Genomic DNA, 14,667 nt, shown 5'->3' on the forward strand with positions numbered 1-14,667 from the left:
GCGGTGACGGGTCAGTCCTCGGCGAGGAGGGCGTCGAGTCTGCCGACGCGTGCCCGCCAGATGTCCTCGAAGGCGTCGAGGAGGCGCTGGGCTCCCCGGATCGCCCGGAGGTCTCCCCGGATCCTGCGTTCTCGGCCGATCCGGTGGTCGGTGATCAGTCCTGCCTCCTCCAGTACGTTGACGTGCTTGCGGACGGCCGCGAACGACATGTCGTAGCGGTCCGCGAGCTCGGAGACGGTGGATTCGCCGGCCAGGGTGCGCCGGAGGATGTCCCGCCTGGTCGCGTCGGCCAGGGCCCGGAAGATCCGGTCCACCTCGTCGTCGCTGTAGTCCGGACCGCCGGGGTCCACCTCGAGTGCCCGATATGAAACCATGTGGTATCACGATAGGCCGGTGGGCGAGGCCGGTCAAGAGTCGGTTTCGAACCTCCATCCGGTTCTCGGCACCCGGTTCTCCACAGCCCGTTCCGCCTCCACAGGAGTGGGCTCACCGACTCCAGTGTCCGGGCACCTCGTCGTCGTCGTCCTCTAGCCTGGCGGCGTGCTGACATCGACCGTCCGGGTTCCCGAGTCCGACGTCGAGTCCTTCGTGGGCTCGGCGGCGCTGGGGCGCGCCCGCGGCTACGCCAACGCGACGCGGATCCGCGACGTGGCGTACGACGCCGCCACCCGTCGGCTCACCGCGAACATCAAGGGCAGCGGCGCCGCGGGGAGCGGGCGCTGGTACTCCACGGCCGTCCACCTCACCGTGCCGGCCGCGGACGGGTCCAGCCGCCCGCTGCGCAGCATGTGCTCGTGCCCCGTCGGGCTGAACTGCAAACACGCCGCCGCCCTCATGCTGTTCGTCAGCGCGCAGGCGAGCGATGACGACTCGATCCCCGACTGGCGGCGGCAGGCCGAGGACTCCCTGCGCGCGCTCGACACCCCGCGGTGGCAGCCCGAGGCCCCGGTGGTGGGACTGCAATTCTCGGTGGTCCCGGACGAACTGGCGCCGGACGACGGCTCGGGCGGCCTGCGTCCCGGATTGGGCAACCGCCTCAAGGCCCGGATCGTCGTCCCCGGCAGTGGCGGACGGTGGAAGTCGGCCGGGGTGGAGTGGGACCGCCTCCGCTACGGCTGGGACGGCGCGCTGTCGATGGCCCAGGCCGGGTGGCTGCGCGCCGTGGACGCCCTCGCCCGCAGCCACCGGCAGGCACGCGTGTGGCTGGACCTGTGCGACGCCGAGGTCCCCGCGCTGTGGCCGCTCATCGCGACCGCGGCTGAGGCGGAGATCGAGATCGTCCCCGGCGACGGCCTGCGCGAGGTCGTGCCCGGGCCACCCCGCCGAGTGGGATTGACCGCGTGGAGTCCCGACGGTTCCGAGGTGGTGCTGGTCGCCGCCGCCGAGGTGGAACCGGAACCGGACGGTACCCGGCCACTATCCGACGACGACGAGGAATTCGACCGCCCCCTGCCCGGCGCCCTCGTGGGGGAGCACGGGGACATGGTCGCGCTGGTCAGGGGCCGGGTGCTGGAGCTCTCCCCGGTCGGGCGGCTCGACCCCGGCGTGGCCCGGCGACTGCGCGACTGGCGGGCGCTCAGCGTCCCGGACGAGGCGGTCGCGGAGTTCTGCGCCGACTTCCTGCCCGACCTGGCCGACCGGTTCCCGGTGGTCGACCGCGTCGGGCGGCTCGAACTGCCCGAGTGGGACCGCGTCGAGCTCGAACTGACGATCCGCCCCCTCGCGGGGATGGGGGCGGGGGCGGGAGCCGGTGCACGCGGCGGCTCGGGTGCGGGGTCTGCTGTGGGGCCCGCTGCCGGGCAGGGCCTGGAGTTGGTCCTGCAGTGGTACCGCATCGACGTGATGCGCATGTCCGACGGCACCGAGGCCGAGCGCCGCCGCCCCCTGACGGCGGATGTGGTCGCCTCACGCGGCGGTGACCCGTCGGACCTCGATGCGGTGGTGCTGGCGGCGGCCGTCGCGGAAGCGGGCTGGGCCTGGACGATCGCGGACGGCCCGGTCCGGATCGCCGGCCGCGACGCCGGCCTGCTGCTCACCGACGGGATCGAGCAGCTCGGCGCCCTCGACGGCGTCCGCGTGACGGTCCTCGAGGGCGTGCCGCAGATCCGGCGGGCCACCGAGGGGCCGCGGATCCACGTGGCCACTGAGGACGACAGGTCCGGCATCGACTGGCTGGGACTGACGGTCTCGGTGACCGTGGAGGGCCGTCCCGTCCCGTTCGCGGAGGTGTTCCGGGCCGTGGTCACCGGCCAGGAGGAGTTCATCACCGCCGACGGACTGCTGGTCCCCGTGGACCTCGAGCGCTTCGGGGAGCTGCGCGTGCTGCTCGACGAGGCGATCGCGGCCTCCGCCGACCGTGTGGGCAGGGAGCCGAACTCCACGGGCGTCCGGATCGGCCTCGGGCAGGCGGGTCTGCTCGCCGACCTGGCCGAGTTGGCCGACGACCTGGCCCCGCCCTCGGGCCGCGCCAAGGCGCTACTCGAACTGGCCTCCGACACGCCCACACCCGTGCCCGTCCCCGCCATGCTCGACGCCGACCTGCGGCCCTACCAGCAGCACGGGTTGGACTGGCTGGCCATGCTGTGGCGCCACCGGATCGGCGGCATCCTCGCCGACGACATGGGCCTCGGCAAGACCGTGCAGGCGCTCGCCCTGATCGCCCACGCCCACGAGACGGCCGACACCGGGGAGGCCGGGCCGGGGGGCGACGCGCCGGGCGCCGGGGCCGGCGCCGGGGCGCCCGGCCCGTTCCTGGTGGTGGCACCGTCGTCGGTGGTCCCCAACTGGGAGGCGGAGGCCCGCAAATTCGTGCCCTCGCTGCGCGTGGCGCGGCGGTCGGCGACCGAGGCCAAGTCCGCCTCCACGGTCGCCGAGGACGCCCGCGCGCACGACATCGTGGTGACCTCGGCGACGGTCCTGCGGCTGGACGCCGAGTCCTACGCGGGCGTGGAGTGGGCCGGGGTGATCCTCGACGAGGCGCAGCAGGCCAAGAATCCCACCTCCAAGCTCTTCGCCGCGCTGGCCGGGGTGCGGGCCGACTTCCTACTGGCGGTCACCGGCACGCCGATGGAGAACAACCTCACCGAGCTGTGGGCGGTGGCAGCACTGTCGTGCCGCGGTGTCCTGCCCGACGCCAAGGACTTCCGTGCCCAGTACCGCACGCCCATCGAGAAGAACGGGGACACGGCCGCGCTGGAACGGCTGCGTCGGCGACTGCGGCCCTTCCTGCTCCGGCGGCGCAAGGAGCTCGTGGCCGGCGAGCTGCCCCCGCGCACGGACGCGGTGATGGAGATCGAGCTCTCGGCCACGCACCGCAGGCTCTACGAGCGGGAACTGGCCCGGCAACGGGCGTCCCTGCTGGCACTGCTCGACGACTTCGAGGCCAACCGCATCAGCATCCTCGCCGGGCTGACCGTGCTCCGGCGCCTCTGCCTGGACGCCTCGCTGATCGACCCGGCCCACGCCGGGGTCTCCTCGGCCAAGACCGACGAGCTCATCGCCGCACTGCGGGAGGTGGTGGCCGAGGGGCACCGCGCGCTGGTGTTCAGCCAGTTCACCACGTACCTCGACACGGTCGTGGACCGCCTGCGCGCAGAGGGGATCACGGTGGCGCACCTCGACGGCCGGACCACCGACCGGGCGGGGGCCGTGGGTGAGTTCACCGAGGGCGGCGCGCAGGTGTTCTGCCTCAGCCTCAAGGCCGGCGGCGTCGGGCTGAACCTCGTGGGCGCCGACTACGTCTTCCTGCTGGACCCGTGGTGGAACCCGGCGACCGAGGCCCAGGCCGTCGACCGCGCGCACCGCATCGGCCAGACCCGACCGGTGCTGGTGTACCGGATGGTCGCCCGGGACACGATCGAGGAACGGGTGGTCGAGCTGCAGCGGCGCAAGGCCGAGCTGTTCGCGTCCGTCCTGGACAGCGGTGAGCACTTCTCGGCCGCGCTCACCGCCGACGACCTGCGGGGGCTGCTCGACTAGAACGTGCGGGCCGGGTGTCGGGGCCAGGCCCCGAGCGTCGCCTCAGCGTCGCTCGGGGAAGGCCAACCCAGCGGCCACGGCCGCCCCGAACAGCGCGGTGTCCCGCGACGGCGAGAAGACCACCCGCGGGGTGGGTACCGAGATCGGCAGGGACTGGAGTTGTTCGGCGACCGGGCCGTGCAGGGCCTTGCCCAGCCCGACCACGATGCCCCCCGTGAGCAGGACTGTCTGCGGGCGGAAGAGCTGGACCGCGTCCACGAGGAACGAGCCGAGCCGGTAGGCGTAGATCTCGGCGGCGCCGTCACCGTGCTCGCGTTCGAGGTCGTACAGCCCGTGACCGCCGAGCCCCCACCAGGCCTCGGTGTTGGTGCCGTCGCCGACGATGCGCCAGTGCCCGAGGTCCCATCCGGTGTGGCCGCACGGGTGGATGAGCGCACCGTGGTGGTTGAGCGCACCGAACGCCAGGGAGGAGCCGAGCGAGATGGCGATCCCGCCGAACTCCACGTCGGGCAGTCGCGTCAGTGCCAGGGCATGGGCGTCACCGTCGCCGATGACGGAGACGGGCGCGTCGATCAGTGACACGAGTTCGGTACGCAGGTCGCCCTCCGCCCAGGCGGCGGCGCGCGAGGACACCACTCGTCCCCGGTCCGCGTCGACGTGGCCGTGGAGGGATAGGCCCACACCGGCGGGGGAGTCATCGACGGCGAGGACCGCTGCGGCGAGGTCCTCGGCCGTGGCGACCTCGGCCCCGTGGACGCCCACCACGTGGCCGTCGACCACGGCGCCGATCCGCGTACCGCTGCCACCGATGTCGACGACGACGCCGTTCCTCATCGCTGCACCTCCGGTTCTCCCACCGTCATTCTCACCACTTATTCGTAGCGGTCGCGCAGCGGGCTGGGTGGCGACTCCGGTCGGGTGGGGGTACGGGGTGAGATGCTCAGGGGTCACCCGGTCTCGGCGTTGCGGATCGGATCGCTGGTCTGCCCCACGGTGCTGCAGTACAGCTTGGCCGCCTCCTGGTTGAGCGTGACCTCCATGCCGGCGGGATCGGACTGCCCCTTCTCATCGAGGAAGGTGGTGATCACCTCGCGCTGGTCCTCGGGCGCCATCTCCATGTAGTCGCCACAGGTGGTGTCTCCTCCCTTGTTCGGGTCCATCGCACCGCAGCCGGTCAGCGCGGCGAGGGCGAGAGCAGTGGCGGCGGCCAGTGCCGCGGGGCGGGTACGGGTGGACATGGGAACCTCCGGGGATGGTGTCGTCAGATGAGGCGAGCGTAGGCCCGCCGGGTCGGCGGCATTCCTCATTCGGGCGATGCCCGGGCTCAGTGGCACCCGACCATGTGCAGCGCGAACCGGTCGCCGTAGCCGAGGATCGTCTGGATCTCGCCGATCCGCTCCTCCGTCATGATCTCAGGACGGTGGGGTCCGGCGTGGTCGATCCCGACGGCGTGCATCAGTTCGTGCAGGGTCAGACTTCGGGACCAGGGGTCTCCGGGGACGGGACTGACCTGGCCGGGTTGGATCACGACGGTCCCCTGCAGGATGAGGCCCCGGGGCCAGACCGCGCCGCCGCCGACCCCCGCCGCGCCGTGGGTGTGGAACATCGGATGGTCGCCGTACGTCACCGACAGGGCACCCTCCACGTCCTTCTGGTCGGGAGCGCCCGGTCCGGTGTAGCGCAGCGGTAGCCCGCTGGAGAAGGCGAGCGTATCCACCGCCCAGGCCAGATCGGTCTCGCTCCCCGGTGGGGCATCGAAGGACCGCACCGGGATCTCGTGCTCACACGGCCAGTGGGCCAGGTACCCGTCGTCGGTGGTCTCGACGGCGTAGTCGACGCCCTCGACGAGCCCGGCCGGCGGCGGGAAATCCTCCGGGCGTCGCGGCGACCATTCCCCGCGCAGCGGCACCGGGGCACCGGGGATCGTGGTGTCCACGGCGCGGGCGTCGCCGGCGCGGAAGATCCCGCCGTTGCCACCGGAGAGCCGGACCGCGCCCTCTCCGATCGCCGCGACCGTGTCGCGGTGCCGTTCTGGGACCTTGTCCAGTAGGTACGGGGTCGTGCCGACCACCGCGAGGGCGATCACCACCGGGACGGTGACCGCCAGGACGTAGATGGCGATCCTGGTCGCGCGGGCCAGGGGACTGTAGTACTCCACGGCTCTACCGGCTGCTTTCCGCAATCGGCGGGACAGGGGAGGGGGAGGGCACGTCGGTCACGAGATCTACCTGGGGGGGGTCGAGGGGCGACGGACGAGGCGGAGCCGCCGGAGGTCTAAGAGTGTACTCATATCATGACGGCGTTCACATTAGGCCGCCCGACTTGAGCGGAATAGACTCAAGGAGGTGGGGGTTGTACGAGACGTCAGGCCGGAACGGATCCGGCATTGATTCCAGTACGCTCAACCATACGTCGAAGAAAGGACCGGTCGATGAGCCAGTTCAACCCCACGACCAAGACCCAGGCGGCTCTGTCGGCCGCAGTCCAAGCCGCCTCCGCGGCGGGTAGCCCGGATGTGCGTCCGGGACACCTGCTCGTGGCCCTGCTCGAACAACAGGACGGGATCGCGGGTCCCCTCCTCCAGGCCTGCGGGGTGGACCCGCAGCTCGCCCTGACCCAGGCGAAGGGCCTCGTCGGCGGCTACCCCAAGGCGTCCGGCTCGGGGCTCGCCGCCCCCAACTTCAACCGGGACGCCCTCGCCGTCATCAACTACTCCCAGACCCTCGCGGCGGAGATGGGCGACGACTACGTCTCGACCGAGCACGTCCTCGTCGGGATCGCGGCCGGTCACACCGGTGGCGACGCGGCCAAGCTCCTCTCCGAGCTCGGTGCCACCGAGGACGCCCTCAAGGCGGCGTTCACGGCGGTCCGCGGGAACACGCGCGTGACCACGGAGAACCCCGAGGACCAGTACCAGGCTCTCGAGAAGTACGCCACGGACCTCACCGCCCGTGCCCGCGAGGGCAAGATCGACCCGGTGATCGGGCGTGATTCCGAGATCCGGCGCGTCGTCCAGGTCCTCTCGCGACGCACGAAGAACAACCCGGTGCTCATCGGGGAGCCCGGCGTCGGCAAGACCGCGATCGTCGAGGGGCTGGCCCGCCGCATCATCGCGGGTGACGTCCCCGAGTCCCTCAAGGGCAAGACTCTGCTCTCGCTCGACCTGGGCTCGATGGTCGCCGGCGCGAAGTACCGCGGCGAGTTCGAGGAGCGCCTCAAGGCGGTGCTCGACGAGATCACGGCCGCCGAGGGGCAGATCATCACGTTCATCGACGAGATCCACACGATCGTCGGCGCGGGAGCGACCGGCGAGGGTTCGATGGACGCCGGCAACATGATCAAGCCGATGCTCGCCCGCGGTGAGCTGCGGCTGGTCGGCGCCACGACCCTCGACGAGTACCGCAAGTACATCGAGAAGGATGCGGCCCTGGAGCGCCGCTTCCAGCAGGTGTACGTGGGCGAGCCGAGCGTCGAGGATACCGTGGGGATCCTCCGCGGCCTCAAGGAGCGGTACGAGGTGCACCACGGTGTGCGCATCACCGACTCCGCCCTGGTCTCCGCCGCCGCGCTGTCGGATCGCTACATCACGCAGCGGTTCCTGCCTGACAAGGCGATCGACCTCGTCGACGAGGCCGCCAGCCGCCTCAAGATGGAGATCGACTCGCGGCCCGAGGAGATCGACGCCGCCGAGCGGATCGTCCGCCGACTCGAGATCGAGGAGGTGGCGCTGCAGAAGGAGACCGACGCAGCGTCCAAGGATCGGCTGGTGGCCCTCCAGGCCGAGTTGGCCGACGCCAAGGAGAAGCTCGCCGAGCTCACCGCCCGCTGGCAGAACGAGAAGACCGCCATCCAGGGCGTGCAGCTCATCAAGGAGGAGTTGGACGCTCTGCGCACCGAGTCCGAGAAGGCCGAGCGCGACGGCGACTACGCCCGGGTGGCCGAGATCCGCTACGGCAGGCTGCCGGAGCTGGAGAAGCAGCTCGCCGACGCCGAGGAGAGCGAGGCTGCGGCCGGCGCGATGCTCAAGGAGGAGGTCGGTCCGGAGGACATCGCCGAGGTCGTCTCCGCCTGGACCGGTATCCCCGTGGGCAAGATGCTCGAGGGCGAGACCGAGAAGCTGCTCCGCATGGAGGACGAGATCGGCCGCCGGGTCGTCGGCCAGGGCGAGGCCGTCCGGGCCGTGTCCGACGCCGTCCGCCGGGCGCGCGCCGGGGTCGCCGATCCCAACCGGCCGACCGGGTCGTTCCTGTTCCTCGGCCCGACGGGCGTGGGCAAGACCGAGCTGGCCAAGGCGCTCGCGGAGTTCCTGTTCGACGACGAGCGGGCCATGGTCCGCATCGACATGAGCGAGTACTCCGAGAAGCACAGTGTCTCGCGGCTCGTCGGTGCCCCTCCGGGCTACGTCGGTTACGAGTCCGGCGGGCAGCTCACCGAGGCGGTGCGGCGCCGGCCGTACACGATCGTCCTGCTCGACGAGGTCGAGAAGGCCCACCCGGACGTCTTCGACATCCTCCTGCAGGTGCTCGACGACGGTCGCCTCACCGACGGGCAGGGGCGCACGGTCGACTTCCGCAACACGATCCTCGTGCTCACCTCCAACCTGGGCGCGGGCGGATCGCGGGAGCAGATGATGGACGCGGTCAAGCGCGCGTTCAAGCCGGAGTTCATCAATCGACTCGACGACGTGGTGATGTTCGACCCGCTCAGCGAGGAGCAGCTCGAGTCGATCGTCGACATCCAGATCGACGAGCTCGCACGGCGCCTCAAGGGCCGGCGACTGGTCCTGGAGGTCGACGACGCCGCCAAGGGCTGGCTCGCCCGCCGGGGCTACGACCCGGCCTACGGCGCCCGCCCGCTGCGCAGGCTGGTGCAGCAGGCGATCGGCGACAAGCTCGCCCGCGCCCTGCTGGGCGGCGACATCCGCGACGGCGACACCGTCACGGTCTCGCTGGCGGAGGACGGCGAGTCGCTCAGCCTCAACTGACGCGGCTAACGCGCTCGCCGCGGACGGGCCCGACCACCGGGGATTGGTGGTCGGGCCCGTCTCTCGTCGTGTCAGGGCGTCCGCACGGTGTCGCCGCGCTTATGTGACGCATATCACATCACCGATCCCAGGGGTGGGCGGCGGCGGCCGGGGTGCCCCGGGGGCGGCGCTCACGCTCGGTCGAGGACGGTGATCGTGGTCCGGGGACGGGCTTCCGGGGCGGGTGGCCGAGGTCTGAGTATCTGCCGCGGGCCGTGGTGGCGGAGGCGGGCCAGGCACATCGCCGCTGGTAGAAAATGTGCCGATTTATCGATTCGTCCAGACTTTCGCCCCGCGCCATTTATTCGAACATTCCAGGGCCTTTCCAGTCCGGGAAAGTGGGGAGATCCCTGGGAAATCGACTCTGTTCCAATCCGGGATTTTCCTGGGTCTTTACCGGGCAAAATGGCGCTTGACCTGCGTTGAAGGGTGTGGTCCTCTTGTGGTCGGCGGGCGCCCGGCCCGCCCATCCGGAGACCACAGGAGCCCTCGTGAACAACTACCACCATTCGAACATCGTGCCCTTCCCCCATGCCCGCACCGAATCCGTCTCGGTGATCGTGGACGGATGGAACGTCCTACTCGGAGCCGCAGACGGATTCGGCTACTCGCGACGCCCACTCTCGACTTTCACGCTCGACATGCCCCGCCTCGCGGACGGCGTCGTCGCCCGGCGCCGACGGGCGGGCAGGGTGGTGCGGATCGGGATCATCCTGGGGAGGCATGAGAGGGCCGCCAACCCGGCGGCCCGTGCCGCCCAGGACGCCGCCACGCGACAGTGGGCCCGTGACTCCCGGGTCACCCTGATCGACCCGGGGATGGTCCCGGTCGGCCGGGCCGCGGCCGAAGTTGCCACCGCGGGAGACCGGACGACCCACAACACCGTGGTCCCGATCCGCCGACATCGCGAGGAGTACGGGGACGCGGCGGTCCAACAGTTGCTGACGCAGTGGACGGATGACGGTCTCACCGATGCCGCGATCCTCCTCAGCGCCGACGCGGACCACGCCGGGTGCGTAGCCGATATCCGCAGGAGACGACGGACACACGTGGAGGTCGCACGCTGGGAGTGGCAAGCCTCCACGCTGTGGCAACCCGGCCTCTGGGTGCACCACCTGGCTCCCGACCTCCTCGACTCCGTCACCACTTACCGCGACCCCCGAAAGGCGGCCTGAGATGACCGACCCACGCGACCCCATCCCGTCCGACCCCATCCCGTCCGACCCCATCCCGTCCGACCCCATCCCGTCCGACCCCGCCCCCGAGGGCCTGCCGCCCACCCCGCGGAGCCCCGCGCCTCCCATCCTGGGGGGACCGACGGACGGTGACCTGACGGGAGGCACCCCGGTCCTGGTCACGGTGTCCCATCTGTGCGAGGAGCAGGATCGGGGCATGGACTACGCCCTCGAAGTGGTGGAGTACCTCACCGTGGACCTGGCCACCTGGCTCTCGGACATCGCCCCGGACGGTTCCGGCCGCGGTCAGGAGGCCTCTGAGCGGGCCCGCCACCTGGGCAGGATGGTGGACCAGCTCTGCACCATGAGCACCCTGGTCGAGCTGTCCCTGCGCCAGCGCCGCGAGCTGGGTGACCCCACCACCGCCTGGGTCCTGCTCGAGCAGGCCCGCCAGCAGCTCGGCTGGGCGGCCCGAACCGCCGGGGCTCTCGCCCGGTCGATCGCCGGGGCGGAGGGGGACATCGCCGCCGGCCCGGCCGATGCCGCCGCCGGCCCGGCCGATGCCGACGCCGGCCCGGCCGATGCCGACGCCGGCCCGACGGACGACGCCCTCTCCGACCAATCGCTGCCCGGCGACGAGACGACGATGGTCGGCGACGCCGTGGAGTTCCTCCTCGAGCGGGATCTAGACCCCCATCCGGACCACGCGGAAGAGTTCCTGGACATGGGTGACGGCGTCGGAGTGATCCCCGACCCGCGGCCCCTGACCCCGCTCGAGATGATCCCGCTGCAGCTGCTCTCCGCGAGCGCCATGCAGCGCGGATCGGTGATCGACGATCCGGCCCCCCGGGCACTCGTGGACCGGATGGCGTACGGGACCTATGTGGCCAGGGTGCTCGACGAGGCCTCGGAGCTCCTCCGCGAGCGAGGTCGCGCGGCCGGCCAGCGCGAGCTGGAGCGTCTCGCCGACACGGGTCAGGAGGCCGCAGACATGATGTGGCAGCTGTCGCCGGGGCCGCTGGAGGTGTTCGCCCCGCGCAGCGACGGGCCTGCGGCAGCCTGAACCGCGGTCCCAGGTGGCGGCGGGTCCGCCTCCGGGCCCGTCTCGCGCGGACGGCATCCCCGCGGTCGCGTGAACCTTGTCACCGCAGCGCGGTCGGGAGGGGTCACCTCGTCGTCGAAAGGACTATCCTGGGCACGTGACCAGAGAACCCGCCCCCGCCACCGATACCCAGGTCAGCCCCCTCCTCGTCACGGCTCGTGAGCTGATCGAGGACGTCGTCACGCTGCCGCCCCCGGTGATCCTCGATGTGCGCTGGCAGCTCGGGGACGCGAACGGTCGGGAGCACTACTGGTCCGGCCACATCCCCGGCGCGCAGTACCTGGACCTGCCCGGCGACCTCGCGGGGCAACGCAATGTCCGCGAGGGGCGTCATCCGCTCCCGTCGCCCGAGGACTTCGAGGACGCGATGCGCCGGGTCGGGATCGACGACGACAGTCGCGTGGTGATCTACGACGACTGCGGCAACACGTCGGCCGCCCGCGCCTGGTGGCTCATGCGCTGGGCCGGCAAGAAGGACGTCTACCTGCTCGACGGTGGGCTCAAGGCGTGGATCGCGGAGGGTGAGGACCTCGCCGTGGGGCCCGGGAACCCGGTCTCGCGCGGCGACTTCACCTTCGATCTGGACCACATGCTCACCGTCGGCATCGAGGACACCGCGACGTGGCCCGAGCGGGGCGTGCTCATCGACGCCCGCACCCCGGAGCGCTACGAGGGCCGCACCGAGCCGATGGACTCGCGCGCCGGACACATCCCGGGCGCGGTGAACATGCCCACCGGGGACTTCCTCGACGAGCGCGGCCGCTTCCTGCCGGCCGACCAGATCCGCCGCATGTTCGCCGAGGTGGGCGTGACCAGTGGGTCCGACGCGGTCGTGTACTGCGGTTCGGGCATCCACGCCTGCCACGCGTTGGCGGCGATGGAGGTCGCCGGGATCGAGGCGGGTCGGTTGTTCCCGGGCTCGTGGTCAGCGTGGTCGGCGGACCGGAAGCGGCCGGTCTCGATCGGCGAGCAGCCCCGCTGACCGCCCTCGGCGCCTCGCCCACGCCCGTCTCTCATCCGGCCGCGCCCCCACGCGCCGCTGCGCCTGGCCGGGCACACCGCCGCCCCTGACTACCCTTGGGGGCATGGTCTGGATCTGGTTCCTCGTAGCCCTCGTGCTGCTCGCCGCGGCGCTCGTCCTGCTGCGCCTGGACGCCAAGCAGCGGGGAGGCGGCGCGGGTGGCGGCGCCCGTCGCGAGAGGCGGACGGCTGTCGGCTCGCCGCCGGTGGGGGAGTCCCCGGACGAGGAGGACGACGACGACGAGGTCCCGCTCCTCGACGCGCCGGCGGATGAGGTGGGACAGGATCCCGGCTCGGCCGAGCGTGCGGGCGAGCCCCGTCTCGCGCCGTTCCAGCGGTCCGAGGCGTCCGACATCGAGCGCGAGGTGGCCGAGGGCGGCCCGGAGCCGGAGGTGGGCGCGCAGCCGGCGACGGGGGACGCGCCGCGCGATGTCGTGGAGACAACCGCGGCGGCGTATGGCGCCGACGGTTCGGACGCCGACGCCGAGGCAGGGCCGGACGCGGTGGCCGATTTCGGTGACCGCTCCGACGCGGACACGGACGCGGACACGCACGCGAGCGCGGACGCCGTCGCCACGAGGGGCCCGGTCGCAGACGACGGTCTCGCCGAGCCCGCCCCGCTCGATCCGGCCGAGCCCACGGCGGAGTCGTCGCCGCGGCTGCTGGACCGGGTCCGGGCACTGCTGCCGGCGCGTCGGCAGCATACGTCCGCGCTCGAGCCGGTCGAGGAGTCGCCCGCCGATCCGCTGGCGGATTCGCCGGTCGTGCGCTGGCTGGAGGACCGGGAGTTCGCCCCGACCCCCACTCCGGCGCCGGAGTTCATGCACGGGGACTTCTCTGGTGGACTCAGCGCACTGGGCACCGTGTCCCACGGGATCTTCCGTGGTCGCCGGGCGATCATGGGCGTCACCGGCGGACGCACCGTCCTCGCGCTGCGCCGCGGCACCGCCTCCGATGTGGTCCTCGACCTGAGCCGCCCGGACGTCGAGGCCGAGCCCGGCTTCCACGACGCCGGCGAGGTCGGCGTCCTGGAGGCCCGGACCTCGGACTACGGCCGTCTCGATCTCATCGACCGCGATCGGCTGGTCGACGCCGTTCGGGAGGTACCCGCCGGGGTGCGCCGCATCTGGGCCGAGGGCGAGTGGGTGGCGGCGACGGTCGACGGCGTCGACGACCCCTCCACCTGGGATGACGTGGTGATGGCACTGCACGGGGCTGCCGATGTGCTGGCTCCGTTCCCGCCGATCGGGGGGCGGGCCCGCGCGTTGCCCTCCGAGATCGATCCCGGAGCGCCCGGCGCGGCGGCGGGCCCCGAGGCCGACCCCACCGTCGGGATGGACGGCGAGGTCGGCACCGGCACGAACGGCGCCCCGGCGACGGCGGCGCTGCCCGACCCGGAGGACTTCGCCGTCGTCGACGACGAGGACACCGACACGGACACGGACACGGACACCGGCCGGGTCGCCGGCGTGGCCACCGCCGTCCCCCCCGATGAGGGCACGTCGCCTCCGGCGCCCGAGCCACGGCGGGCCGGCCACCTCCGCCTGGTGCCCGACCGCAGGGGGGCGCGCGATCTGACCGACGTGCCCGTCGTGGCCGACCGGGGGGACCCCGCCGACGACACCGCGGACGACACCGAGGACGGCGCTGCGGGGGACCGGGCCGCAGACGAACCCGCCTCCGCTGTCGCCGGAGAGTCGGCACAGACCGTGGAACCCGCCGCCGAGGAATCCGACCCGTTCGCCGAGATCATGGAGCCGTCGGGGCCGGTCCCGGCCCGCGGCGACGTCGCCGCCGACCACCTGGCGCCCAGGCCCCCGCTGTCGCGTCCGACTCGCGGTGTCGGGCAGGCCTACCCCGAGGACGCGTCGGTCCCTCCGCTGGCCGCGGGTGCGACGACCGGCGCCGCCGGTATCAAGCCCCTGGGCTCGGAGGACGACGAGGACGAGATCCGCGACGAGGTCGAGCGGTTCGACGCTGCCCGCATCGACGGCGGGTCCGACCTCGACCGCACGTCGGGCGGCCGGCACGGGGCCGAGACCACCGAGGAGGATCCGGAGGGCGAGTCGGGCCGGCTGACGGTCGCGGACCTCGCGGCCAAGGTGGGGGCGACGCCGTCGAGCGGGCGACGTCATCATCGGCGCGCGGAGCCGGACGCGGAGCCGGACGCGGAGCCGGACGCGGAGCCGAACGCGGAGTCGAACGCGGAGTCCGATGAGCAGGCCGACGGGCAACCCAGCGACCAGGCCGGCGAGCAGGCGGACGATGCCTCCGGCCGTGAGCGTCCCGGCATCGACCCGGACGTGGAGCAGACCGCGAAGCTGCGACTCCCGCCCGACATCAGGGACTGACCCGACGCCGCAGCGGGT

Annotated in this window: 10 protein-coding genes; 6 read left to right on the forward strand and 4 right to left on the reverse strand. The window is 72.3% G+C overall.

The features are described from left to right. Positions 1-11: 11 nt before the first annotated feature. Positions 12-374: an ArsR/SmtB family transcription factor gene (locus AC3DEV_RS00150; protein ID WP_163376296.1), complete on the reverse strand. Its 363-nt coding sequence runs from the start codon at positions 372-374 to the stop codon at positions 12-14. 166 nt (positions 375-540) lie between these two features. Here AC3DEV_RS00150 and AC3DEV_RS00155 point away from each other — a divergent pair, with 166 nt between their 5' ends. Beyond that, entirely contained in the window at positions 541-3,978 is a 3,438-nt protein-coding gene (locus AC3DEV_RS00155; RefSeq protein WP_488370909.1) for an SNF2-related protein, read from the forward strand. 42 nt (positions 3,979-4,020) lie between these two features. Here the strand turns inward: AC3DEV_RS00155 and AC3DEV_RS00160 are convergent, their stop codons facing one another. The 3 genes from AC3DEV_RS00160 to AC3DEV_RS00170 form a co-directional block, all read right to left on the reverse strand. After that, positions 4,021-4,812 (reverse strand): ROK family protein, encoded by a 792-nt coding sequence (locus tag AC3DEV_RS00160; protein ID WP_488370910.1) that lies wholly within the window; start codon positions 4,810-4,812, stop codon positions 4,021-4,023. Between the two features lie 113 nt (positions 4,813-4,925). Beyond that, positions 4,926-5,216: a hypothetical protein gene (locus tag AC3DEV_RS00165; RefSeq protein ID WP_206472932.1), complete on the reverse strand. Its 291-nt coding sequence runs from the start codon at positions 5,214-5,216 to the stop codon at positions 4,926-4,928. An 86-nt stretch (positions 5,217-5,302) separates the two neighbouring features. Beyond that, entirely contained in the window at positions 5,303-6,136 is an 834-nt protein-coding gene (locus tag AC3DEV_RS00170; RefSeq protein WP_488370911.1) for a hypothetical protein, read from the reverse strand. 273 nt (positions 6,137-6,409) lie between these two features. On the opposite strand from AC3DEV_RS00170, the gene clpB reads away from it, so the two are divergent. The 5 genes from clpB to AC3DEV_RS00195 all read left to right on the forward strand — a co-directional run bounded on the left by clpB (position 6,410) and on the right by AC3DEV_RS00195 (position 14,649). Further along, positions 6,410-8,962, forward strand: a complete 2,553-nt coding sequence (clpB, locus tag AC3DEV_RS00175; RefSeq protein WP_488370912.1) for an ATP-dependent chaperone ClpB — start codon at positions 6,410-6,412, stop codon at positions 8,960-8,962. A 530-nt stretch (positions 8,963-9,492) separates the two neighbouring features. Further along, positions 9,493-10,176, forward strand: coding sequence for a hypothetical protein (locus AC3DEV_RS00180; RefSeq protein WP_488370913.1), 684 nt, complete (start codon positions 9,493-9,495; stop codon positions 10,174-10,176). A 1-nt stretch (position 10,177) separates the two neighbouring features. Then, a complete protein-coding gene (locus tag AC3DEV_RS00185; RefSeq protein WP_488370914.1) occupies positions 10,178-11,239 on the forward strand; it encodes a hypothetical protein in 1,062 nt (353 codons plus the stop codon). A 136-nt stretch (positions 11,240-11,375) separates the two neighbouring features. Next, on the forward strand, positions 11,376-12,260 hold the full coding sequence (locus tag AC3DEV_RS00190; RefSeq protein ID WP_488370915.1) for a sulfurtransferase: 885 nt from the start codon (positions 11,376-11,378) through the stop codon (positions 12,258-12,260). 103 nt (positions 12,261-12,363) lie between these two features. Further along, positions 12,364-14,649, forward strand: a complete 2,286-nt coding sequence (locus tag AC3DEV_RS00195) for a hypothetical protein (protein WP_488370916.1) — start codon at positions 12,364-12,366, stop codon at positions 14,647-14,649. Positions 14,650-14,667 lie beyond the last annotated feature (18 nt).

The organism is Dietzia sp. IBK-p2-15D (genome assembly GCF_057773105.1).

What these genes read in the sequence shown, in the direction of transcription:
- AC3DEV_RS00150 (WP_163376296.1), bottom strand. Translation starts at nt 374, where the DNA reads ATGGTTTCATATCGGGCACTCGAGGTGGACCCCGGCGGTCCGGACTAC.
- AC3DEV_RS00160 (WP_488370910.1), bottom strand. Translation starts at nt 4,812, where the DNA reads ATGAGGAACGGCGTCGTCGTCGACATCGGTGGCAGCGGTACGCGGATC.
- AC3DEV_RS00165 (WP_206472932.1), bottom strand. Translation starts at nt 5,216, where the DNA reads ATGTCCACCCGTACCCGCCCCGCGGCACTGGCCGCCGCCACTGCTCTC.
- clpB (WP_488370912.1), top strand. Translation starts at nt 6,410, where the DNA reads ATGAGCCAGTTCAACCCCACGACCAAGACCCAGGCGGCTCTGTCGGCC.
- AC3DEV_RS00185 (WP_488370914.1), top strand. Translation starts at nt 10,178, where the DNA reads ATGACCGACCCACGCGACCCCATCCCGTCCGACCCCATCCCGTCCGAC.
- AC3DEV_RS00195 (WP_488370916.1), top strand. Translation starts at nt 12,364, where the DNA reads ATGGTCTGGATCTGGTTCCTCGTAGCCCTCGTGCTGCTCGCCGCGGCG.